Source organism: Sphingomonas sp. CCH10-B3, from assembly GCF_001556185.1.
GTDB classification, from domain to species: domain Bacteria; phylum Pseudomonadota; class Alphaproteobacteria; order Sphingomonadales; family Sphingomonadaceae; genus Sphingomonas; species Sphingomonas aquatica.
In genome coordinates this window covers 17,402-39,457 of the sequence record NZ_LSIJ01000103.1, presented here as the reverse complement: position 1 = coordinate 39,457, position 22,056 = coordinate 17,402, and the positions used below count along the sequence as shown (strand labels likewise).

At 66.4% G+C, this 22,056-nt stretch carries 20 protein-coding genes and 2 pseudogenes; 9 read left to right on the top strand and 13 right to left on the bottom strand.

The window, feature by feature from the left end:
• Positions 1 to 54: 54 nt before the first annotated feature.
• From AX672_RS16860 to AX672_RS16825, 8 genes are all read left to right on the top strand, one after another.
• Positions 55 to 624 carry a sigma-70 family RNA polymerase sigma factor gene (locus AX672_RS16860; protein WP_066653500.1) on the top strand — a complete coding sequence of 190 codons (570 nt, stop codon included), beginning with the start codon at positions 55 to 57 and terminating at the stop codon, positions 622 to 624.
• Entirely contained in the window at positions 621 to 1,349 is a 729-nt protein-coding gene (locus tag AX672_RS16855; protein WP_066653498.1) for an anti-sigma factor, read from the top strand. Before AX672_RS16860 ends, AX672_RS16855 begins: the two co-directional genes overlap by 4 nt.
• Before the next feature lie 125 nt (positions 1,350 to 1,474).
• Positions 1,475 to 2,026 (top strand): fasciclin domain-containing protein, encoded by a 552-nt coding sequence (locus tag AX672_RS16850; RefSeq protein WP_066653496.1) that lies wholly within the window; start codon positions 1,475 to 1,477, stop codon positions 2,024 to 2,026.
• 267 nt (positions 2,027 to 2,293) lie between these two features.
• On the top strand, positions 2,294 to 3,511 hold the full coding sequence (locus tag AX672_RS16845; RefSeq protein ID WP_066653489.1) for a DUF3419 family protein: 1,218 nt from the start codon (positions 2,294 to 2,296) through the stop codon (positions 3,509 to 3,511).
• A 5-nt stretch (positions 3,512 to 3,516) separates the two neighbouring features.
• Positions 3,517 to 4,167, top strand: coding sequence for a class I SAM-dependent methyltransferase (locus AX672_RS16840; RefSeq protein WP_066653487.1), 651 nt, complete (start codon positions 3,517 to 3,519; stop codon positions 4,165 to 4,167).
• On the top strand, positions 4,167 to 4,604 hold the full coding sequence (locus AX672_RS16835) for a DUF3429 domain-containing protein (RefSeq protein WP_231731413.1): 438 nt from the start codon (positions 4,167 to 4,169) through the stop codon (positions 4,602 to 4,604). The genes AX672_RS16840 and AX672_RS16835 overlap by 1 nt, the downstream gene beginning before the upstream one ends.
• 39 nt (positions 4,605 to 4,643) lie before the next feature.
• Complete coding sequence (recF, locus tag AX672_RS16830) at positions 4,644 to 5,714, top strand: DNA replication/repair protein RecF (protein ID WP_066653482.1); 1,071 nt, start codon at positions 4,644 to 4,646, stop codon at positions 5,712 to 5,714.
• Positions 5,715 to 5,746: 32 nt separating this feature from the next.
• Positions 5,747 to 6,268 (top strand): TetR/AcrR family transcriptional regulator, encoded by a 522-nt coding sequence (locus AX672_RS16825; RefSeq protein ID WP_066653479.1) that lies wholly within the window; start codon positions 5,747 to 5,749, stop codon positions 6,266 to 6,268.
• A 3-nt stretch (positions 6,269 to 6,271) separates the two neighbouring features.
• Here the strand turns inward: AX672_RS16825 and AX672_RS16820 are convergent, their stop codons facing one another.
• Entirely contained in the window at positions 6,272 to 6,682 is a 411-nt protein-coding gene (locus AX672_RS16820) for a hypothetical protein (protein WP_168727528.1), read from the bottom strand.
• 156 nt (positions 6,683 to 6,838) lie between these two features.
• Between AX672_RS16820 and gyrB the strand changes: the two genes are divergently transcribed.
• The gene (gene gyrB, locus AX672_RS16815; protein WP_066653475.1) at positions 6,839 to 9,325 is read left to right on the top strand and encodes a DNA topoisomerase (ATP-hydrolyzing) subunit B; all 2,487 of its coding nucleotides are present in this window, start codon (positions 6,839 to 6,841) and stop codon (positions 9,323 to 9,325) included.
• 219 nt (positions 9,326 to 9,544) lie between these two features.
• Here gyrB and AX672_RS16810 read toward each other — a convergent pair whose 3' ends face one another.
• The 12 genes and pseudogenes from AX672_RS16810 to AX672_RS18725 form a co-directional block, all read right to left on the bottom strand.
• Positions 9,545 to 9,892 (bottom strand): copper-binding protein, encoded by a 348-nt coding sequence (locus AX672_RS16810; RefSeq protein WP_082730619.1) that lies wholly within the window; start codon positions 9,890 to 9,892, stop codon positions 9,545 to 9,547.
• On the bottom strand, positions 9,889 to 13,035 hold the full coding sequence (locus tag AX672_RS16805) for an efflux RND transporter permease subunit (protein ID WP_066653471.1): 3,147 nt from the start codon (positions 13,033 to 13,035) through the stop codon (positions 9,889 to 9,891). The genes AX672_RS16810 and AX672_RS16805 overlap by 4 nt, the downstream gene beginning before the upstream one ends.
• Positions 13,032 to 14,243 carry an efflux RND transporter periplasmic adaptor subunit gene (locus tag AX672_RS16800; RefSeq protein ID WP_066653469.1) on the bottom strand — a complete coding sequence of 404 codons (1,212 nt, stop codon included), beginning with the start codon at positions 14,241 to 14,243 and terminating at the stop codon, positions 13,032 to 13,034. The genes AX672_RS16805 and AX672_RS16800 overlap by 4 nt, the downstream gene beginning before the upstream one ends.
• A complete protein-coding gene (locus AX672_RS16795) occupies positions 14,240 to 15,469 on the bottom strand; it encodes a TolC family protein (RefSeq protein WP_066653467.1) in 1,230 nt (409 codons plus the stop codon). The genes AX672_RS16800 and AX672_RS16795 overlap by 4 nt, the downstream gene beginning before the upstream one ends.
• Positions 15,470 to 15,566: 97 nt before the next feature.
• A complete protein-coding gene (locus tag AX672_RS16790; protein WP_066653465.1) occupies positions 15,567 to 15,857 on the bottom strand; it encodes a hypothetical protein in 291 nt (96 codons plus the stop codon).
• 98 nt (positions 15,858 to 15,955) lie between these two features.
• On the bottom strand, positions 15,956 to 16,321 hold the full coding sequence (locus AX672_RS16785) for a hypothetical protein (protein WP_066653463.1): 366 nt from the start codon (positions 16,319 to 16,321) through the stop codon (positions 15,956 to 15,958).
• Positions 16,322 to 16,487: 166 nt separating this feature from the next.
• Positions 16,488 to 17,180: a class I SAM-dependent methyltransferase gene (locus tag AX672_RS16780; RefSeq protein WP_066653460.1), complete on the bottom strand. Its 693-nt coding sequence runs from the start codon at positions 17,178 to 17,180 to the stop codon at positions 16,488 to 16,490.
• A gap of 127 nt (positions 17,181 to 17,307) precedes the next feature.
• The gene (locus tag AX672_RS16775) at positions 17,308 to 18,564 is read right to left on the bottom strand and encodes a sodium/calcium exchanger protein (protein ID WP_231731411.1); all 1,257 of its coding nucleotides are present in this window, start codon (positions 18,562 to 18,564) and stop codon (positions 17,308 to 17,310) included.
• A gap of 62 nt (positions 18,565 to 18,626) precedes the next feature.
• On the bottom strand, positions 18,627 to 19,016 hold the full coding sequence (locus AX672_RS16770) for a DUF190 domain-containing protein (protein WP_066653557.1): 390 nt from the start codon (positions 19,014 to 19,016) through the stop codon (positions 18,627 to 18,629).
• A gap of 14 nt (positions 19,017 to 19,030) precedes the next feature.
• Positions 19,031 to 20,815: pseudogene (locus AX672_RS16765) on the bottom strand (efflux RND transporter permease subunit); the annotation flags it as partial.
• A pseudogene (locus AX672_RS18380) lies at positions 20,812 to 21,114 on the bottom strand (ArsR/SmtB family transcription factor); the annotation flags it as partial. The pseudogenes AX672_RS18380 and AX672_RS16765, both read right to left, overlap by 4 nt.
• A 263-nt stretch (positions 21,115 to 21,377) precedes the next feature.
• Positions 21,378 to 22,004, bottom strand: coding sequence for a hypothetical protein (locus tag AX672_RS18725; protein WP_066653457.1), 627 nt, complete (start codon positions 22,002 to 22,004; stop codon positions 21,378 to 21,380).
• Positions 22,005 to 22,056: the final 52 nt, after the last annotated feature.

Sequence of the window (22,056 nt, the reverse complement as noted above, 5' to 3'; positions counted from 1 at the left end):
TATCGCTTGCAAAAACAATTGTCGGGCGGGGTCGCTGCGGCTAGGCAACGGGGCGTGACGCAGTCTTTGCCCGATGCCAATGCCGCGCGAGCCAAGCTCGCCGAACTGCTGTGGCGCATCGGGCAGGAAGACCGTTCGGCAATCTCCCCGCTTTATACGCTCACCAGCGCAAAACTTTTTGGCATATGCTTACGTATCTGCGGGGAAAGGCAGGCTGCGGAAGATGTGTTGCAGGAAGTTTATCTGATCGTGTGGAAGCGCGCGGCCGGTTATGACCCGGGGCGAGCGAGCCCGATTACCTGGCTGGCGACGATCGCGCGCAACCGGGCGATCGACTGGCGTCGTGCGCAGGGCAACCGCGCGATGGCGGTGCTAGACGAAGCGCTGCCGGTCGCCGACGATCGCCCGCTCGCATCCGATGTGATGCTGGCGGATGAGTCGGACCGGCGGCTGCACCTCTGCCTCGACCAGCTCGAGGACAAGCAGCGTGATGCGATCCGCACCGCCTTTTTCGACGGCGTCACCTATGCCGAACTGGCCGAACGGCTCGGCGTACCGCTCGGCACGATGAAAAGCTGGGTCCGGCGCGGGCTGATGCGGCTGAAGGAGTGTGTCGAGGCATGACCGACACGCCGCTACCCCCCGACGACGACGCGCCGATGACGATGGCCGCCGAATTCGCGCTTGGCCTGCTCGAAGGCGAGGAACGCGCAGCGGCGATGCGCCGGGTGCTCGCCGAGCCCGGCTTTGCCGCCGAGGTCGAACGCTGGCGTGATCATTTCGGCGTCATGTTCGCTGCCTGGCCCGAAGCCACTGCCCCCGCCGACGGCGCCGCCCGGATCGAAGCCGCGCTGATCGCCAAGCCGGTCGTCGCCAATGACAATGACGGGTCGGCATTGTGGAAGGGAATCGCGGGCGCCACGTCGCTCGCCGCCGCTGTTCTGGTGGGCGTGCTCGTGCTGCGCCCCGCACCGACCCCACCGGCGCCGCAGATCGTGCGCGTGTCGACTGGTCCGACGCTGGTCGCCGCCATTGCGCCAACCGGCAAGGGGGCACCGATCGTCGCCGTCTATGATGCCAGCCAGAGCGCTTTGCGGATCGCCGCTGCGGATCTTGCCGACAAGCGGCATAGCGCCGAATTGTGGGTGATCCCGGCGGGTGAAAAAATACCGCATTCGCTGGGCGTTTTGCGTTCCGGGTCGATCACTCAGGTAGCGCTGCGTCAAGGGAACCGGCAGCGCGTGAGTGCCGGGGCAACACTGGCGATCACGATCGAGGCGCCGGGCGGCTCGCCCACCGGCCTGCCGCAGGGCCCTGTCATCGCTGCCGGGCCGCTCACCACCATTTGACTTTTTGCATTTGATTTTTGCGCGAGGTCATTTCGCGTGCGAAACGCAAATGCATCTTTTTGGCACGCGATACGTATCTCCGCCGCACCCTTGAGAGGTGCGTCCCCCAAAGGAGATTTTTCGCGATGAACACCGCTCTTCGTTTTTCGCTCGTCGCCAGCGCGTTCGCGCTCGGTGCGGGCTCGCTGATCGCCGCCACCAACCCGATGGTCGGCGGCGCCGCGATGTATCCGACCAAGAACATCGTCGAGAACGCCGTCAATTCGAAGGATCACACCACGCTCGTCGCCGCGGTGAAGGCCGCTGGCCTGGTCGAGACGCTGTCGAGCAAGGGCCCGTTCACGGTGTTCGCGCCGACCAACGCGGCGTTTGCGAAGCTGCCCGCCGGCACCGTCGACACGCTGCTGAAGCCTGAAAACAAGGGCACGCTGACGGCGGTCCTCACCTATCACGTCGTCGCCGGCAAGGTGAGCGCCGCGCAGCTCGCCTCGAAGGTCAAGATGGGCGGCGGCAAGGCGATGCTGACGACCGTCCAGGGTGGCACGCTGACCTTCGCCAAGGCCGGCAACGGCTACACCGTCACCGACGCCAAGGGCAACGCCGCCAACATCACGATCGCCGACGTCAACCAGTCGAACGGCGTCATCCACGTGATCGACGGCGTGCTGCTGCCGTAAGCTTTACAAAAAAAATCGTCCGCGGGGTGCAACCTTTGCCGGTTGTGCCCCGTAAACTAGCTGTCCCCTTCGAGTGGACGCCCAAGGCACCGTTTGTCCCCCCCTTGACGGTGCCCGATCGGGGCCTGCCCGCCATGTGCAGGCAGGCCCCATTTTGTTGCGGCGGCACCATGGGATCGGCGCAGTGATTGTCAGCCGCCTCGGCTTGGCCTATCGGGAATGCCACGGCCCCCTGTCCGTTTCGGGGCGCTGAGGAGATCGACCGGCATGAAACCCCCGCGCAACCGCGCTGTCCGCAGTGCGGTTCACCGTCATGACCATCTGAGCAAGCAGGGCCTGCTCGAACGCGCTTTCACCTTCGCCTTTCGCGGGCTGGTCTATGCGCAGATCTGGGAAGACCCGGCGGTTGACCTCGAAGCGCTCGCGGTCACGCCCGATTGCCACATCGTCCAGATCGCGTCGGGTGGCTGCAACGTGCTCAGCTATCTGACCGCCGACCCGAAAGCGATCACCGCCGTCGACCTCAACACCGCACACATCGCGCTCAACAAGCTGAAGCTGGTCGCCGCGCGCGAGCTGCCCGACTATGCCGCTTTCTACCGCTTTTTCGGCCGCGCCAACACGCGCGAGAATATCGCCGCCTATCGCAAATATGTGCGGCCCCACCTCGACGAGACAACGCGGCGCTATTGGGAAGGGCGCGACATCATCGGTCGCCGCCGCATCTCGGGCTTTGCCAAGGGTGTCTACAAGCGCGGGCTGCTCGGCAATTTCATCGGTGCGGCGCATCTGCTCGCGCGGCTCAACGGCGTGAACCCGAAAGTGATCCTGCGCGCCTCGTCGATCGAGGAGCAGCGCGAGATTTTCGACCGCGACTTCGCGCCGTTTTTCGACAAGGCGTTCGTGCGCTGGCTGACCGACCAGCCCGCGTCGCTGTTTGGCCTCGGCATTCCGCCCGCGCAATATGAAGCGCTGGCAGGCGATTCGAAAATGGCGGTGGTGCTGCGCGAGCGGCTCGAAAAGCTCGCCTGCGATTTCGATCTGCGCGAGAATTATTTCGCGTGGCAGGCTTTCGGTCGCGGCTATCAAGACGCGCCCGATGCCGCGCTGCCGCCGTATCTTCAGCAGGATAACTACGATGCCGTGCGCGCCCGCGCCGACCGCGTCGAAGTCCGCCACGCCAATTTCATCGATTATCTGAAGTCGATGCCCGATGCGTCGCTCGATCGCTATGTGCTGCTCGACGCGCAGGACTGGATGACCGACGAGATCCTCACCAGTCTATGGACCGAAATCAGCCGCACCGCCAAGCCCGCCGCGCGCGTGCTGTTCCGCACCGCGGGCGCGCCGTCGATCCTGCCGGGCCGCGTGCCCGATGCGATTCTCGATCGCTGGGATTACCGGGCTGACGAGTCGCTGGATTACACCCGCCGCGACCGCAGCTCGATCTATGGCGGCGTCCATCTTTACGTGCTGAAAGGCTGAGCAGCATGGCAGCGACCGGCGATCATGCCGGGCATATGGATGCGATCTATCGCAGCCAGCGCCACATCTATGATCTGACCCGCAAATATTATCTGCTGGGGCGCGATCGGCTGATCGATGAACTTGCGCCGCCGCGTGGCGGCACGGTGATCGAGATCGGCTGCGGCACCGGGCGCAACCTGATCGCCGCCGCGCGGCGATGGCCCGATGCGCGCTATTTCGGGATCGACATCTCAGAGGCGATGCTGGCCACCGCGCGCGCCAATGTCGCCAAGGCGGGGCTGAGCGACCGGATCATCCTTGCGCAGGGCGATGCGACGGCGTTCGACGCAACGGCGCTGTTCGGGATCGCGCAATTCGACCGCATTTTTCAGAGCTATACGCTGTCGATGATCCCCGACTGGCAGGGCGCGTTGCGCGAAGGGGCGAGCAAGCTTGCCCCCGGCGGGCGGCTCGACGTTGTCGATTTCGGCCAGCAGGAGCATTTGCCGGGCGCGTTTCGCGCGCTGCTGTTCGGCTGGCTCGCCCGGTTCGACGTGACGCCGCGCGCCGATCTGGCGGCCGCGCTTGATCGGATTGCGGCGGCGACCGGCCTGTCGGCGCGCTTCACGCCGCTGTATCGTGGCTATGCCTGGGCGGGGCGGCTGAGCGCCTGATGCCGCCGACGCTCGCTCGCCTGCTCGGTTTCGCCGGACTGCTGCCGCTGATCGCCGCCGTGCTCGTGCTGCTCGAACGCAACAACGAGCTGCGCTATTTCGCGCTGTCGATGGGCTATGCCTATGCCGCGCTGATCCTGAGTTTTCTGGGCGGCATCTGGTGGGGTTTCGCCGCGCGCGCCAAGGAGGCGCCCGGTTGGCTGTGGGTCGCCGCCGTCCTGCCCTCGCTGATCGCGCTGGCGAGCTTCCTGCCCTGGGCGACGGGTGAACCGTGGCCGGGCCCGTCGCTGGTGGTGATCGGCGTCGCGCTGATCGGCGCGCTCGGCGTCGATTGGCAGTTGCAACGGATGGGGCTTGCGCCCGACTGGTGGCTGCGCCTGCGGCTGCCCTTGTCGATCGGGCTCGGCAGCCTGTCGATCGCGATGGCGGCGCTTTAGCAGCGCGACATTCGCGCGAGTTGAGCTAAGGCTGAGGCCGTGCTGACCCGGCTGGACCTTACCGATTTCCGCAACCATGCGACCGCGAGAATCGCGCCGGGACCGGGCTTTGTCGTCCTCACTGGCGAAAATGGCGCGGGCAAGACCAACATTCTCGAAGCTGTATCGCTGCTGGCGCCCGGTCGCGGGCTGCGGCGCGCATCGCCGGGCGAAATGGCGCGGCAAGACGGCCCTGGCGGCTTTGCGATCGCCGCCACGCTCGTGCCCGATGTCGAGATCGCGACGGGCACCCAGCCCGATGCACCCGAACGGCGGCTGGTGCGGGTCCAACGGGCGCCCGCCGCCGCAACGTTGCTTGCGGAATGGCTGACGGTGCTGTGGCTGACCCCGGCAATGGACCGGCTGTTCGTCGAGCCGGCGAGCGAGCGGCGGCGCTTTCTCGACCGGCTGACGCTCGCCTTGCACCCCGGCCATGCTGTCCACGCCAATCGCTACGAAGCGGCGATGCGTGCGCGCAACCGGCTGCTTGCCGACATGATCGACGGCGGCCAGCCCGATCCGGCGTGGCTATCGGCGCTCGAAGCCCAGATGGCCGAGCATGGCTTTGCGATCGACATCGCACGGCGTGAGGTCGTGGCGCTGCTGACCGACCGGCTCGCCGATCAGGCCGACGGGCCGTTCGCGCGCCCGGACCTGCGCATCGACGGCTGGTCAGGCACCGGGCTTGCCGAAGAACTCGCCGCCGGGCGCCGGCGCGACGCAGCCGCCGGCCGCACGCTTGCCGGCCCGCATCGCTGCGACTTGCTCGTCACGCACCGCGCCAAGCAGCAACCGGCCGCGCTATGTTCGACCGGCGAGCAGAAGGCGCTGCTGCTCGGCCTCATCCTTGCCCATGCCGAACTGGTGACGGGGCAGACCGGGCGCGCGCCGGTACTGCTGCTCGATGAAGTCGCCGCGCATCTCGATCCGCGGCGGCGCGCGGCGCTGTTCGACCGGCTGGCGCAGCGCGGCCAGGTGTGGATGACGGGCACCGAACCGGCGCTGTTCGACGGGATCGGCACGGAGGCAACACGCCTCCACATTGCCGACGACGGCATTCACACGGCTTGACCCGGACGCCGTAGCGTCCGAAACCGGACGTCATGAAGCCAGACAAGCGCCAGGACCTGCTCGACCGGCTGACCGACCATGTGCTCGACAACGGCATCGGCGACACCGGCTTGCGCACGCTGGGCAAGGCGATCGGCACCAGCGACCGGATGCTGCTCTATTATTTCCCCGACAAGGCGGCGCTCATGACCGCGCTGATGCAGAATGTGGCGGCGCGGCTGATGGGCGATCTTGGCGAGCTGGCCGCCGGACCGCCGCAGTCCGCCGCCGTGCTGGCGCGCGAGCTGACGACGCTCGCCACCGGGGAGGCGTTCTGGCGCTATATGCGCTTCTGGCTTCAGACGGCGGCCATGGCGGCAGGCGGCGATCCGGTGTGCCGGTCGGTCGGCGAAGCGATCGGGCGTGGCTTTCTCATCTGGATCGCCGGGCGGATCGACGGCGATCCGGCCCAGCGCGACCAGCAAGCCGCCATGCTGTTGCAGTTGATCGAAGGATCGATCCTGCTCAAGGCCATCGGGCTCGACGATGTGGTCAAGGTGGCGACAGCGCCGTAAGCGCTATCGCCCGCGCGGCTGCATGATGAAGCCCAGCGCGAGTGCCACGCCGACGGCCCAGAGCAGCGCCCCGGCACAGCCGCGTGCGAGCGCCGGGTCCGCAGAGTAAAGCGCCGGGAAATAACCGATCACGATGCCGTCGATCAGTAGTGCGGTCATCGCCACCACCGCGACCGACCCGACGGTCTCGCTGCTTGGCAGGCCGGCAAGGCGGGGCGTCAGCGGGATCAGTGGGACGGTGCCGACGATGACCAGCGCATAGGCAACGAGTTGCGTGGTCCCGTGCAGCCCGTCGATCGACGCCAACCAGCGGAGAATGACCACGCCGATCGCCCAGAGGATCGTGCCCCAGGCGATCAGCACGGCCATCGGCTTCAGCGCCATGACAGTTGGTGCAGCAGTTGCTTGGGCCATCGGACATCTCCCTTGTAGTGTTCGCTACAAGCGTACCAGCCTTCTGTAGCGAACGCTACAATAAACACTGAGCGGGGAAATGGGCGCGGCGCGGGCGGGCCAAGGCCACCATCCATTTTGCTTTCGTTCCGCCAAGCGAATCCCTATATGCTCGCTATGGCAGAAGACCCCAATACCAACGACTATGGCGCCGATTCGATCAAGGTGCTCAAGGGCCTCGACGCGGTCCGCAAACGCCCCGGCATGTACATCGGCGACACCGACGACGGCTCGGGCCTGCACCATATGGTGTTCGAGGTTAGCGACAACGCGATCGACGAAGCCCTTGCCGGCCATTGCGACCGGATCGACATCACGCTCAATCCCGACGGCTCGGTTTCGGTAGAGGATAATGGCCGCGGCATTCCGACCGGCATTCACTCAGAAGAAGGCGTCTCGGCCGCCGAAGTGATCATGACCCAGCTGCACGCCGGGGGTAAGTTCGAGAATACGTCCGACGATAACGCCTATAAGGTCAGCGGCGGGCTGCACGGCGTCGGCGTATCGGTGGTCAATGCGCTCAGCGAATGGCTCGACCTGACGATCTGGCGCGACGGCCATGAACATTACATGCGCTTCGCCCATGGCGACGCGGTGGCGCCGTTGAAGATCGTCGGCGAAGCGCCGGGCCGCAAGGGCACGCGCGTGACGTTCCTGCCCTCGCCTGCGACCTTCAAGATCACCGAATTCGATTTCGACAAGCTCGAGCATCGTTACCGCGAGCTCGCTTTCCTCAATTCGGGCGTCCGGCTGTTCCTGACCGACGCCCGCCACGAGGAGGCCAAGACCGTAGAGCTTTACTACGAAGGCGGAATTGCCGCGTTCGTCAAATATCTCGATCGCAACAAGGTGCCGCTGATGCCCGAGCCGGTGGCGATCAACGGCACGCGCGACGATGTGACGATCGACGTCGCGCTCGAATGGAACGACAGCTATTACGAAAACGTCCTGTGCTTCACCAACAACATCCCGCAGCGTGACGGCGGCACCCATCTCGCCGCCTTCCGCGCGGCGCTGACACGCACTCTCAACAATTATGCCGACAAGTCGGGGCTGCTGAAAAAGGAAAAGGTCACGCTCACCGGCGACGACATGCGCGAAGGCTTGACCGCGATCGTCTCGGTCAAGCTGCCGGATCCCAAGTTCAGTAGCCAGACCAAGGACAAGCTCGTCTCGTCCGAAGTCCGCCAGCCGCTCGAAAGCCTGATGGCCGACAAGCTTGCCGAATGGCTCGAGGAAAATCCGGCGCATGGCCGCGCGATCGTGGCAAAGATCATCGATGCCGCCGCCGCCCGCGAAGCCGCGAAAAAGGCCCGCGAACTGACGCGGCGCAAGGGCGTGATGGACATCGCCTCGCTCCCCGGCAAGCTCGCCGATTGTCAGGAGCGCGATCCCGCCAAGTCCGAACTGTTTCTGGTCGAAGGCGATTCGGCAGGCGGCTCGGCCAAGCAGGGCCGCGACCGCCATTTCCAGGCGATCCTGCCCCTGCGCGGCAAGATCCTGAACGTCGAGCGCGCCCGGTTCGACCGGATGCTGTCGTCGAAGGAAATTGGCACGCTCATCCAGGCGATGGGCACCGGCATTGGCCGCGACGACTTCAACGTCGAGAAGCTGCGCTATCACAAGATCGTCATCATGACCGACGCCGATGTCGACGGCGCCCATATCCGCACCCTGCTGCTGACATTCTTCTATCGGCAGATGCCTGAAATCATTGCCAACGGGCATCTCTACATCGCTCAGCCGCCGCTCTACAAAGCGTCGAAGGGCAAGTCCGAAGTCTATCTGAAGGACGATGCCGCGCTCGATGAATTTCTGATCGACAATGGCGTCGCCGGGTCGGTGCTCGAAGGCGCCGGTGGTGCGCGCTCGGGCGCTGATCTGCGCGCGCTCGTCGATCATGCGCGGCGGATGCGCACGCTGATGCGCTATGTTCCGCGCCGTTACGATGCGACGATCGTCGAAGCGCTGGCGATGGGCGGCGTGCTCGATCCCGCGCTCGGCAGTGCGGCGCGGGCCGATCTGCTCGCGGCGACCGTCACCGCGCTCGACGCCGCTGACGAAGATGCGCGCTGGGCCGCGACCCTGACCGACGAAGGCAGCATCCATTTCAAGCGCGTGTGGCGCGGCGTCACCGATCACCACATCATCGAAGCTGCCTTCCTGCTGTCGCAGGAAGCACGCAAGCTGCACGCACTTGCCATCGAGCAGCGTGACGCCTTCGCGCGGCCCGGACGGCTGATTTCGGCAAAGGCGGCGGCCGCGCTGACCGAAGGCGATGCAGCGGCGGAGGACGACGATGCGCCGGCTGCGACAGTCAAGGGCGAAACCATGGTGGCGCGGCCGAGCCAGTTGCTTGACGCGATTCTGGCGGTCGGCCGCAAGGGCCTGTCGATCCAGCGCTATAAGGGGCTCGGCGAGATGAACGCCGACCAGCTTTGGGAAACAACGCTCGATCCGCAGAACCGGTCAATGCTGCGGGTCGAAGTCGAACAGGCCGATCTGGCCGACGAGATTTTCACCCGGCTGATGGGCGACGTGGTCGAGCCGCGCCGCGAGTTCATTCAGGACAATGCGCTGAGCGTCGCCAACCTCGACGTTTGATTGTGAACTCTTAACGGACCCAATTAGGCTCCCGTTGGCCTCAATTGGACGGTTATTGGACTCGATTAAGCCGGCGGGACGTTCTGCAGTCGGCGCGCAATGACGGGCATTCGCGAGTCCTGCGCGGCATCGACCGGTCAGCGCATTGGTCGCCGACCGGTCGTTCACGACACCCGCGGCGGCCTACCCCGGCCACAGGTCGCCGCAACCGAAACTCTCTCACCGCTTGGTGATCGACGTCAGCCTTCCAGTCTTGCCGTCCCAATCGAAGGCGAAGTCGACCTTGTCACCCACCTTCAGCCCATCCATCGTCCCCGGCTTGCCGGAGAACGTCATCGTCATAGCCGGCCAACCGAGCTCGGTCACCGGCCCGTGCTGGAGCGTGACCTCGCCGGAGTCGGCATCGATCTTGGTGACGGTCCCGCTGCCGTGGCTGGACTTAGCCTCTGACGACATGTTCATGCCCGCCATCGACCCGTTGTCGGGTCCGGGCGCCTGCGGCGCCGGCTTGCCGCACCCGGCGATCACGAGTGGCAGAGCCACCGCGAGCAACATCCTGTGACTCATTTCGCTACTCCTTCGTTGGGATTGGAATGATGGCTGCCTCGTCGCCGCAACAGCAGGTATGCAGCCGGGATCACGAGCATCGACAGCAGCGGTGCGGTCAGCATGCCGCCAACCATCGGCGCGGCGATGCGGCTCATCACCTCGGAGCCCGTGCCGGTGCCGACGAGGATCGGAAGCAGACCGGCGAGGATGACCGCGACCGTCATGGCCTTCGGCCGGACCCGCAGGAGGGCCCCCTCGCGCACCGCCGCCTGGACCGCCTGTCCATCCGGTGACGGTCCGCGGTCGGCAAGTGCGTGCTTCAGGTATATGAGCATGACCACGCCAAACTCGGCCGATACGCCCGCGAGCGCGATGAACCCAACGCCAGTCGCGACCGACTGGTTGTAGCCTAACAAGTAGAGCAGCCACACACCGCCAGTCAGCGCGAACGGCAGCGTCCCCATCACCAGCGCTGCCTCGTCCAGCCGCCGGAACGTCGCGTAGAGCAGCAGGAAGATGATCAGCAGCGTAGCCGGCACGACGATCTTCAGCCGTTCGACCGCTCGCTGCAGGAACTCGAACTGGCCGGTGTAGCTGACGCTGATCCCAGGCGGCAGCTTCACCCGCGCGCCGATGGCCTGCTGGAGGTTGCCGACGATCGTGGTCAACGGTGCGCCCCGGCCGTCGACGTAGATCCATGTCACCGGCCGGCCGTTCTCGGTGCGCAGCATCGGCGGCCCGTCGCTGACCGAGATGTCGGCCACCGTGCCCAGCGTCACCTGTTGCAGTGACGGGGTGAGCACCGGCAGGTCGCGCAGGGCGTCGATGTTGTCCCGGAGCTCGCGCGGATAACGGACGCTGATCGGATAGCGCGCGAGCCCCTCGACCGTCTGGCCGACCGTCTCGCCGCCGACCGCGCTCGAGACGACCGACTGCACGTCGGCGACGTTGAGTCCGTAGCGCGCCGCCGCCGCGCGGCTGATGGTCACGTCGATGTAGCGCCCGCCGGTCAGACGTTCCGCTAGGGCTGAACTCACCCCCGGCACGGTCTTCGCGACCTGCTCGATCTCCCGCGCCGTCGCGTCGATCTCGGCCAGATTCGAGCCCGACACCTTGATGCCGATCGGACTTTTGATGCCCGTCGACAGCATGTCGATACGATTGCGGATCGGCGGGATCCAGAAATTGGCAAGCCCCGGCACCCTGACCGCCCGGTCGAGTTCGTCGATCAGCTTCGCCTGAGTCATGCCGGTCCGCCACTGGTCCTTTGGCTTGAACCGGATCGTCGTCTCGAACATCTCGAGCGGTGCGGGATCGGTCGCCGTGTCGGCGCGTCCAGCCTTGCCGAACACGCTTTCCACCTCGGGCACGGTCTTGATCATGCGGTCGGTCAACTGGAGCAGCTGACCCGCCTTGGCCGTCGAGATGCCGGGCAGCGCCGAGGGCATGTAAAGCAGGTCGCCCTCGTTCATCTGCGGGATGAACTCGCCGCCGAGCTGGCTGATGGGCCAGATGCTAGTCGCGAACACGAGACCGGCGATCACCAGCGCCTGTTTCGGTCGCGCCAGCACCCAATCCAGCGCGGGGCGATAGGCGCGCGTGAGCACGCGGTTGATCGGGTTTGCGCTTTCCGAAGGAATGCGTCCCCGGATCAGGTAGCCCATCAGCACCGGGATCAGCGTGATCGACAGGATCGCCGCTCCGGCCATGGCGTAGGTCTTGGTGAAGGCGAGCGGCGCGAACAGCCGCCCCTCCTGACCCTGCAGCGAGAAGATCGGCACGAATGAGAAGGTGATGATCAGAAGCGAGAGGAACAGCGCCGGCCCGACCTCGGTTGCCGCTGCGGTGATGACGCGCCAGCGTTCCGGACCCGACAGCGTCTCGTCGGGATAATCGCGATCCCAATGTTCGAGATGCTTATGCGCGTTCTCGATCATCACCACCGCCGCATCGACCATCGCGCCGATCGCGATCGCGATGCCGCCGAGCGACAGGATGTTGGCGTTGAGTCCCTGGACGCGCATCGCCATGAACGCCGCCAAGATGCCGAGCGGCAACGTCAGGATCGCGACCAGCGCCGACCGCGCGTGCCACAGGAACAGCCCGCAGACGAGCGCGACGACGATGAACTCCTCGATCAGCTTGCCGGTCAGGTTATCGACCGCGCGGTCGATCAGGCCCGAACGGTCGTAGGTCGTCACCACCTCGACGCCGGGCGGCAGGCTCCTTTTCAACTCGGCGAGCTTGGACCGCACGCCATCGATGACCTCGCGGGCGTTCTTGCCTTGCCGCATGACGATGACGCCGCCGGCGACCTCGCCCTGGCCGTTCAGTTCGGCCACGCCGCGGCGCATGTCGGGACCGACCTGGACCGTAGCGACGTCGCCGAGCGTCACCGGTGTGCCGCCAACATTCTTGAGCGGGATAGCCCGGAAATCGTCGAGCGAGGCGAGATAGCCGGTCGAGCGGACGATGTATTCGGCCTCGGCCATCTCAAGCACCGAGCCGCCGCTCTCCTGGTTCCCGCGCTTGAGCGCCTCGATCACCGCCTCGTGGGTGATGCCGTAGGAAGCAAGTTTCTGGGGATCGAGGATGACCTGATACTGCTTGACCATGCCGCCGATGCTGGCGACCTCGGCAACGCCCGGCACCGTCTTCAGCTCGTAGCGCAGAAACCAGTCCTGGATGCTGCGGAGTTGGGCGAGGTCATGGCGCCCGGTGCGGTCGACCAGCGCGTATTCGTAGATCCAGCCGACACCGGTCGCGTCGGGACCGAGCGACGCCTTTGCCCCATCGGGCAGACGGCCCTGAACCTGGCTCAGATATTCGAGCACGCGGCTGCGCGCCCAGTAGAGGTCGGTGCCCTCGTCGAACAGCACGTAGACGAAGCTGTCGCCGACGAACGAGTATCCGCGCACGACTCGCGCGCCCGGCACCGACAGCATCGTCGTCGCGATCGGATAGGTGACCTGGTCCTCGACGATGCGGGGCGCCTGCCCCGGATAGGTCGTGCGGATGATGACCTGCACGTCCGACAGGTCGGGCAGCGCATCGACCGGGGTCGACCTGACCGCCCCGATGCCGATCGCGACGAGCGCGAGCGCCGCGAGCAGGACGATGACGCGCAGCCGGACCGACGCCTCGATGATCCGGGCGATCACTTGGCGTCGCCCGAGATCGGACGCGCCTGGATGCCGGTCAGGCTCGCCTCGCTGTCGAGCAGGAACTGGCCCGAGGCGACCACCTTCTCGCCGGCCGAAAGTCCGGCGAGTATCTCTGTCTGGCCGCCGGCGTCGCGCCCGACGCGCACCTCGGCGGGGCGGAACCGGCCCTTCCCGTCGGCGAGCATGACGAGCGTGCGCTTGCCGGTGCGGATCACCGCCTCGCTTGGGACCAACAGCGCCGAACGCGATGTGTCGCCGAGATGGACGGTCGCGAACATGCCGGGGCGCAGCCGTCCGCCGCGGTTTGCGAGTTCGATGCGCACGGTCAGCGTCCGGCTGTCGGTCTGCGCGGTCGGCAGCACAGCGATCACCCGACCCGTGAACCGCTCGCCGGGGAAGCCCGCGAGTTCGGCGGTAGCCGCCTGGCCAACCCGCACGTCGGCGGCGCGGACTTCAGGCACGGCGGCGTTCAGCCATACCGTGCCGAGGCCGTTGACTTGGGCGAGGGTCTGCCCCGCCGCGAGCGTCACGCCGGCACGCGCGTCGAGCGTCGTGATGACGCCGCCGATCGGGGTGCGGACCGTGGTCATGCCGCGTCCGCCCGTCGCGCCGCCGGGTCCGCCGAGCAGCCTGAGGCGCTGTCGCGCGGCCGCGATCAGCGCCGGATCGCCTGTTTTCGCCACCGCGGCGTATTCGCCTTGGGCACCGCCCCATTCGGGCACCAGGACATCGGCGATCGGCGCACCGGCTCGGATCACGTCGCCAGGCGCCCGCCCATAGACGCGTTGGACGAATCCGGCGGCGCGCGCCTGGATGATCGCGACGTCGCGCTGGTTGAAGTCGATCGCGCCGGTGACGTCGAGCGAACCGGCGAGCATGCCGTTGGTCACCGTCGCCAGCCGGATGCCGAGGCCCTGCATCGACGACGGATCGATCCTGACGCCCGGAACAGCGGACGGGCCGCCGCTGTCGTCGGCGTATTTCGGGATGGTCTTCATGCCCATCGACGACAGCGAGTCCGGGTTGTCGTAGTGCTCGCCGGGAACCATGGGGTCATAATAGTATAGCGGCTTTCTGGCCGGCCCGCTGGCGCTCGATGGCGCGGACTTGGTCCCCGCAAGAAAGTATCCACCCGCGCCTGCGGCGAGCGCGACGGCGGCGAAGGCGGCGGCGAGTTGCGAACGCTGAAGCGAATTGAGGGTCATCGGTCGGCGCTCCCGAACAGGAGATTGAGCCGCACGCCATCGGCGGCGACGGTGGCTTCCCGGTCGAGCGTGTCCAGCATCGCTTCAGCCAGCGCGGAGTGGGCGTCGACGAGGTCGACGAGGCTGGCCCGGCCGGCGGCGTAGCTCGCCACCTCCAGCGTCACCCGTTCCTGCGCGAGCGGCTGGAGCACATCGCGCGCGCGCATCCATTGGTCGTGGTGCATGACGTGGTCGGCGAGGCCGGCCTCGAGGTCGGCGGTCAGCGCGCGCAAGGCGGCGTCCGCGTCGGCGCGGGCGCTGCCGGCGTCGGCCGCGCGCGCCGCGATCAGCGGGTCCTGCCGGCGCTTCTTGAATAGCGGAAGCCCGATCGTCACGCCTGCCGACACATAGTCCCCGAAGCGTGGGTCACGCCGCTGATAGGACAGGTCGACGCCGAGGTCCGGGCGGCGGTCAGCCTGCGCGAGCCGCAGGTCGGCGTCCGCGCGGCCGGCCAGCGCTGTCAGCAGGGCGAGCGAGGGGTGCCGTTCAAGTCCTGCACGGAGCTCCACTGGATCGACGGTCAGGTCCGGAACCGCGCCGGCGATCTCGGGTTCGGCCTCGCCGGTCCAGCGGGTCAGGTCCGCCTTCGCGCGCGCGACGGCCGACACCAGCTCGTCGCGGCGATCCTGCAGGCGGGCGAGCGCCGCGCGTCCCGCAAGCGTCTGTGCCGGACGAGCGTTGCCCGACGCCACCGCGCTGGGGGCCGTCCGGACGATGCGGCCGAGCCTGGCGAGCACGTCGTCGAGCGCGGCGAGCCGCCGCTCCGCATAGGCTAGGTTGATCCAGGCGATCGCGGTCTGCACCTCGACGGTGCGGATCTCGACGAGCGTCCCGGCGTTGGCGACCGCGATGTCGGCGTCGGCCCGCCCGCGCTGGGCGCGGCGCTTGGCGAGGTTGGGGATGTCCTGCGATATGCCGACCCGCCCCCAGGTAAAGTTGTCGCGCGAGGGTTGGAATGCCAGCGGCCCCGATATCGGGAAGCTGTCGATCCCGAGCGCGAGCTTGGGATCAGGAAGTTGCCCGGCGGCGATGCGGGCCGAGCGCGTCGCGTCGGCGCTCAGCGCCTTGGCCTTGACCGAGGGAGCGCCTGCCTTCACCTTGGCTAGCGCGTCGTCGAACGTCAGCGGTCCGGCCAGCGCCGCCGATGGCAGCGCCGCAGCGAGCAGCAATATGCATAGTGTCTTCATCACGGTATCCCGATGGATGGGAAGCGGACGCGGTCCATCGCGCGGAAGCGCAGCCGATGGGCCCGACCACCGGCTGCCCCCCGCGTCGATGGCCCGTTCAGCCTCTTGGGTCGGCGCGATCCGTCGCGGACATGCCCATGCAGGCGGACGCCTGCGCTTGGCCGCCCCACATCATCGGGCAGTCGCAGGCCGAGTTGGTCGCCCTGGCGTCGCCGACCCACACGCGGACCGGCGCGCGCGTGGGCGCGCGGGGGCCGTAGGATGGCTGGGCTCGCCACTCGAAGTGGCCGGTCTGCGAAGCGGGTGCCGTGTCGGCGAAGGCAGGAAGAGCCGAGACGGACCAGGCGAATGCAGCCGCCATCGCGGCGGCGCGGACATAGGTGTTCATGGTAATTTCCTTGATTTTGACGCGGTGGGGCGTGGGACGGTCACCCCGCGGCGCGTGCTGGGCACGACACGGCGAGGCGCGATCCGGCACCGTTCGGTTCAACCAAGGAGTGTGGGGGGCTCGGGTTCCGGTGCGGTCGACCTGCCGTGCAGTGCCGCTATGGTTGAGGGTCTATCCAGCCGCTTGGTCGCGACGCTGGGGGCGATCGCCGAAGTCCCGTCGGCGAGCATCAGGCTGGCGCCCGAGGCCATCATGGCGATGCATCCGCCCATGCCGCACTTGCAGGGCTTGTGCTCTGCGTCTTTCGACATCTTCGCCATGCAGTCTGGCATCGCCGCCATGTCGGCCTGCGACATCTTCGCCATGCTCATCGCGGCCATCGGGGGAGTCGCTGCCTGCACCGGTCGGCCAGCGAGGCCGACGATCACTCCCAGAAGGAGAAGCAGGGTGGCGATACGCTTCACGTCTTCATCCTGTGGTTTTCGGGTCAGGCTGTCAATCGGACTATGCGCTGTGTTCCGCGAGAGGGAGCCGTTCGGTTACAACCGACATCAACATGGTGTGTCGAATTCCTCCGTGCTCGACCCCGCCCCGGGGAAGGGGCGGCGCACCGCTCCCGTCCTACTCCCGCTAATACTTGCGGGCCGAGTAGATCGAGATGGAGCCTGTGATGGTCCGGATCACTTCATGCTCCACCACGCGGGAAAATCCGGCTTCCGCGAACAGGCGGGGTAGCATGCCATCGGCGTTTGGCTGCGTGTTCTCGAACCCATCGAGGCGCTGAATCTGCTTGAACAGGAGCCGCATCAAGCGGCTGCGCTGCTCCCCGTAGTCGGCGACCACGATCAAGCCGCCGGGCCGCAGTGTCTGAAACATTGCGGCCAGGATCGCCCGTTTCATGGGAAGCGGGCATTGATGCAGAACCAGGCTCGATGTCGCCTTGTCGGCCGTTCCGATGCCTGCCTCCGCCAGCTCGTCGCCCATCGCCTGAAGCCACTCGACCGCAGCGCCGGCATTTGCCGCTTTCGCGCCAGCGATCGTCAGGACCGCCGGATCGGGATCGACGGCGATCACGAGCACGTCGGGGCAGGCCCGCTTCAGCATGATCGCGAAGCTGCCCGTGCCGTACCCGACATCGACGATCGTCTCGCCTGTGCTCGGCGCGGTCAGCCGCAGAAGCGCGGCTCGCCAGCGTCGCTCGCGAGTCAACACGGCTATGGCAAGATCGTAGAGACCAGTAAGCTCGGCGCGACCTGCTGCGGGCACGAAGTCGCGCGCGGGCGTGGGAGCCGGGTCAGCATCGCCTGACCGTTTTCCAGTCATTTGGCCACATTCCTCCGTGGTCGACCCCCCGCCCCGGGGATGGGACAGGGCGGGGAGGGCCGCATCGCCGCACTGGGCGCTTTGTGCGCTCCAAAGCCACCCCTGCATCTGGTGAAGCAGCGGTCAGCTATGGACGGCGCTCAGAACCGGAAGCGGCGTCCGACCGCTGCTCATCGTCGATCGCTCGGTTCCACAACGGCTTCGCCAGCGCTGGCAGGGATCTGACATTCAGCGCGAAAATGACCGCCGCAAGCCCGATATAGGCCCACGCAAGCCAGGTGAGGCCGGCGATCGTTCTGGCCTCGTCGCCTTGCCACAGCACCGCCAGCGTCACCTGGACCGCGAACAGCCCGGCGAGCGCTGCCGCGCTAGCGAGGCCTAGCCGAAGTCGGAGCAGCAAGGCGATGCCGAAAAGGGACTGTGCCGCTGTCAGGAAGAACTCCTCGTGCTGGCGCGCGTCGAGCGGCAGGGGCGAGAGCTGGCCAGCGCCCAGGCTCAGGGCGAGCGGCAACATGCCGACGAGCAACGTCCACTGGTTGATCTTGTCGGAAATCATGGTCGCCATGCCGGTTTCAGCGCGTCCGGACAGGACAAACAGGACAGCGATCACGACGGCTGGCGCTTCACTGGCAAGGGGAGCCAACCACTGAATCAGAAGAAATTCATCGAAGCCGAGCAGTCGCCCCGAATCGACCATCGCTTCGGCGAAGGGTTCGGCGGAAACGAGGATCACCGCGGCGGCGACCACGGTTAGGGCGCCCATCGCGAGCCATTGCCGCGCAGCTGGCAACTCGGCGAGGGCGGCTGCGGGGCCTGGCTCGTCATCATCGTCGTCCTCGGCGCCTTCACCCTTGTCGCTGGCCCGCCACATATACACGCCGAACAGAGCGACGAGGATGACGGTGTCAACGACCGAGATGGCGTCCTTCAGAAGGATGGTGAAGGCATAGACGCTAGGCAACAGGAGGAAGAGAACCTCGGTCCGGTTGGCGGGGAGCAGGGGGATCGCGCGCTCGCGCGTCCTGTGCCAGTGGAGCAGCACCAGCAACGGCCAAGCGAGGCCGACGAGCAGGCGGTTTGCCCCGGTCATGTTCGCCGCGGCGTAGTGAACGTAGTTGGAGCCCGGGTTCGCTCCTGCCGAGTAGGCGTAATAGAAATCCACGGCATATTCGGGAAGCACGGTGATCAGCGCGACGATCGCAACGATCAGCCCCGCCGATATTCGCTTCTCGGCCGCCTCTGCTCCCCATGACAGGAAGAAGCCGCCCGCGAGGATCGCGGCGCCGAACAGGAAGGCGTCGAGGATGGGATTGGGTCGCCACCCCTCGATCCTGAGCACTATCGCCGGGATCATCGCGGCGGCCGTGATCGCGACGAGCGTCATAAAGCGCCGCATGGAGGGGCGGGGCTCACCGGATGGTCGCATGTCGGACGTTCTATCCATTGTTATCCCTCCTTGCTGGACTGTTGCGACGCGCCGTCGCCGGAGTGCTGGTTTGGCTCGACGAATAGCGCCGATGCCGCCTCCCCACCGACGATTTCGACCGCTTCCAACGTGATCAGGGCGATACCCGGAACGTCGCCCAGCGTCGGGGCGAAAGCGCGTAGCCGTTCCTCCTGGTCGATGATCTCGACGACCACGGCTCGGTCACTCTCGAGAACATGCCGCCTGTGGACGTGAGCCGATCGGCCGAAACCGATCAGCGCCTCCAATACCGTCGCTCCCGCCAACGTCGCATCCCGCGCTCGGGACGCGACAACTTCAAACACCTTGCGGTCGCCGAAATAGGCAGCCTCATCAGTGTAAACGCGGAGCAGCTTTGTTCGCTCGCTCATGGTCGCCTCCTTCATCACGCGAACCTGGACACGCCGGCTTCGGGGTCTCTGGGCGTGGTCCGCCGCTCGCCCCAGCCCAGCACCACACGGGCGATGGCGGGAAGGACGAGCAGCGTCAGGATCGTGGCGGCGACCAGACCACCGATCACCGTAGTGGCCAATGGCTTCTGCACCTCGGCGCCGGTGCCGTGCGCGAGCGCCATCGGCACGAAGCCGATCGCGGGCACGAACCCGGTCATCACCACCGCGCGCATTTTCTCGCGGCACCCGTCAATGATGGCCTGCTCGATCGGCGCTCCTTGCTCCAGCCGCTCGCGGATCGCCGTCATCACGACGAGTCCATTCAGCACCGCCACACCGGCAAGGCAGATGAATCCAACGGCAGCCGACACGGAAAACGCGATGCCCGTCAACGCCAGGGTGAACACGCCGCCCGCCAGCCCCAATGGCACAGCGAGGAACACTGCGGCCGCTCGCGAGAACCCGCCCAAGGCCATGTAGAGCAGCCCGAAGATGGCGAGGAAGCACAAGGGCACAACGATCGCGAGCCTGCGGCTCGCATCCTGTAGGCTCTGGAACTGCCCGCCCCATTCGAGATAATAGCCGGCTGGAAGCTGGACCTGAGCGATTTTCGCCTGTGCTTCCGCCACGAACGATCCGGCGTCCCTGCCCAGAAGGTTGACCTGGATAGCGAGGCGCCGCTTGCCGTTCTCGCGTCTGACCTCGTTCAGTCCTTCGGTGATGCGTATCTGCGCGACTTGCGCGAGCGACACCTGCTGACGAGACTGGCCCGGTTTTTCCGGAAGTAACACTGGCAACGCTTGGATTTCATCCAAGTTGATCCGCGTGGTCTCGGGGACTCGCACCGTAATGTCGAACCGCCTGTCGCCCTCGTAGAGCAGCCCGGCTTCGCGTCCGCCCAACGCCGCCGATACCGTGTCGGCGACTTCTCGAACGGTCAGGCCGTAACGGGCGATCGCAGCCCGATCGAGCTTGACATCGAGCGTCGGCGCGCCGCCAACTTGGTCCGCCTTGACGCTGCCCGCGCCGGGAATCGACTGCAGGATGCGGACGATCTCGGCGGCGGTCTGGGCCATTTTGTCGAGATCGTCGCCGTAGAGCTTGATCGCGACATCGCCGCGCACGCCGGCGATCAGTTCGTTGAAACGGAGTTGGATGGGCTGGCTTACCTCGTAAAGCTGGCCGAGTTGGCCTCGAGCGACTTTCTCGATACGCTCGATCACGTCTGCCTTGGAACGCACGCCCGCGGGCCACTGATCCTGAGGTTTGAGGATTACATAAGCGTCCGACATGTTCGGCGGCATGGGGTCGGTCGCAACCTCCGCCGTGCCGGTCTTGGAAAACATCAACGCCACTTCGGGGAGGCTGGTGACAGCTCGCTCCACGCCGCGCTGCATCGTCAGCGATTGTTCGAGGCTCACGGATGGCACGCGCGTCGATGCGAGCGCGATATTCTTTTCGTCGAGCTGGGGAATGAACTCCGAGCCTAGCAGCCCGAAGGCAGGCACCGCCGTCAAGAAGAAGGTGAAGCCGCCGAGGATAAAAGGCCACGGCCGCGCCACCGCCTTGTTGAGCAATGGCAGGTAACGATCCTTGGCCTTGGCGATCAGCCACACTTCCTTCTCGGCGACGCGGCCTCGAATTAGGAGCGCCACCATGGCGGGCACGAAGGTAAGCGCCAAGATGAAGGCCGCGACGAGCGCGAGCATGATGGTGATCGCCATCGGCGAGAAGGTCTTGCCTTCGACACCGGTGAACATGAGCAGCGGCGCGAAGGTTCGCACAGCTCGGCCCGACCCTGGCAACAGTCCTTCACTAGGAAGACCATCAGCGCGCGAAGCGCGTCCATGTCGACGCGCTGGACCAGGTTGCGTCCGCGCTTTTCGGATTGGACGAGGCCGGCCTTGGCGAGCACGGCGAGGTGCGTGGAGAAGGTGCTCTGGCTCAAGCCGGTCGCGTCGACCAGCTGACCTGTTGTCATCCCGTCCGGCTCGTGACGGACGAGGATCTGGAAAGTGTTCAGGCGTGTCGGGTGGGCGAGCGCGGCGAGAGCGACCAAAGCTGCTTCGTTGTCCATCCATCGAAATTGCCCGATGGAACGAGGTTCGTCAACACTCATCGGGAAATGTCGATACATTTTGCCGGACCTTTAACCGCAGCCGCTTGGTCTTAATCGGCGATGGCCGAACATAGGCGATGCTAGATCCGGCCTCGATGGGCCGAACGATGGGCGCCATGCAGTTAGGATATCCCTGGCCCGGCTGTCGGGACACGGACTTCGCGTCGTTCGAGCAGGCTGCAAGGCGGCGGCTCGCCAAATGGCGACACCGCCGCCTGCCTTCACGCCACAGTCGTGGGTTGCCGGCGTCCAGCCTTCGCCTCCGCCTTGGCGCGACGGCGGCGTTCGGCGCGGTTGCCGGCGGGCCTGTACTCGGCGATGCGGTCGAGCGCCTTGCCGAGCGCGAGCGCGCCGTCCGCGTATCCGAGCCGGGCGAGCGCGTCGACGGCATGGATGTTGTCGTCGGAATACATCCAGTCGTAGAACCGGTCGCGCGCGGCGGAAGACGCAAAGCGGTGGACGTATAGGGGTTGGTAGAACAGCCCCTGCGGACCGTGCATGGATTCCGAGATCGCGATTTCGACGGGGTCGTCCAGGCGGGTCACCATCGTGCCGATGCATTCCGCCGGTGGCTCGGCCTCCATGCGCTCGCGCATGTGCTGGTAGAAGGCCGCGGGGCCCAGGGCCTCGGCGAGCTGGCCCCATTCCTGCCAGCGGTCGCGGCGGATCGCGACCCAGCGGAGCAGCGCGGCCATCGACCGCGCGTCGCCGGCCTCGCGGTGCCAGAGCGGTTCGACGGGCCCTTTGGCCTCGAGCATCGCCTGCGTGGCTAGCACGATGCGCAGCGGGTTCCGGTTGTCGATGAGGATGCGGTAGTGTTCGTCGTTGTCGATGCGGTCCTGAAGCATTTCAATGTCCTTCGATGGTCATGTCCGGCCATCGACGTTCAGAAGCCTTTTT

What these genes read in the sequence shown, in the direction of transcription:
- AX672_RS16855 (WP_066653498.1), top strand. Translation starts at nt 621, where the DNA reads ATGACCGACACGCCGCTACCCCCCGACGACGACGCGCCGATGACGATG.
- AX672_RS16820 (WP_168727528.1), bottom strand. Translation starts at nt 6,682, where the DNA reads ATGGCCCAAGCAACTGCTGCACCAACTGTCATGGCGCTGAAGCCGATG.
- AX672_RS16780 (WP_066653460.1), bottom strand. Translation starts at nt 17,180, where the DNA reads ATGACTGGAAAACGGTCAGGCGATGCTGACCCGGCTCCCACGCCCGCG.
- AX672_RS16770 (WP_066653557.1), bottom strand. Translation starts at nt 19,016, where the DNA reads ATGAGCGAGCGAACAAAGCTGCTCCGCGTTTACACTGATGAGGCTGCC.
- AX672_RS16810 (WP_082730619.1), bottom strand. Translation starts at nt 9,892, where the DNA reads ATGAGTCACAGGATGTTGCTCGCGGTGGCTCTGCCACTCGTGATCGCC.
- AX672_RS16825 (WP_066653479.1), top strand. Translation starts at nt 5,747, where the DNA reads ATGAAGCCAGACAAGCGCCAGGACCTGCTCGACCGGCTGACCGACCAT.
- AX672_RS16795 (WP_066653467.1), bottom strand. Translation starts at nt 15,469, where the DNA reads ATGAAGACACTATGCATATTGCTGCTCGCTGCGGCGCTGCCATCGGCG.
- gyrB (WP_066653475.1), top strand. Translation starts at nt 6,839, where the DNA reads ATGGCAGAAGACCCCAATACCAACGACTATGGCGCCGATTCGATCAAG.
- AX672_RS16800 (WP_066653469.1), bottom strand. Translation starts at nt 14,243, where the DNA reads ATGACCCTCAATTCGCTTCAGCGTTCGCAACTCGCCGCCGCCTTCGCC.
- AX672_RS16835 (WP_231731413.1), top strand. Translation starts at nt 4,167, where the DNA reads ATGCCGCCGACGCTCGCTCGCCTGCTCGGTTTCGCCGGACTGCTGCCG.
- AX672_RS16845 (WP_066653489.1), top strand. Translation starts at nt 2,294, where the DNA reads ATGAAACCCCCGCGCAACCGCGCTGTCCGCAGTGCGGTTCACCGTCAT.
- AX672_RS16840 (WP_066653487.1), top strand. Translation starts at nt 3,517, where the DNA reads ATGGCAGCGACCGGCGATCATGCCGGGCATATGGATGCGATCTATCGC.
- AX672_RS16775 (WP_231731411.1), bottom strand. Translation starts at nt 18,564, where the DNA reads ATGACGCTCGTCGCGATCACGGCCGCCGCGATGATCCCGGCGATAGTG.
- AX672_RS18725 (WP_066653457.1), bottom strand. Translation starts at nt 22,004, where the DNA reads ATGCTTCAGGACCGCATCGACAACGACGAACACTACCGCATCCTCATC.
- AX672_RS16850 (WP_066653496.1), top strand. Translation starts at nt 1,475, where the DNA reads ATGAACACCGCTCTTCGTTTTTCGCTCGTCGCCAGCGCGTTCGCGCTC.
- AX672_RS16790 (WP_066653465.1), bottom strand. Translation starts at nt 15,857, where the DNA reads ATGAACACCTATGTCCGCGCCGCCGCGATGGCGGCTGCATTCGCCTGG.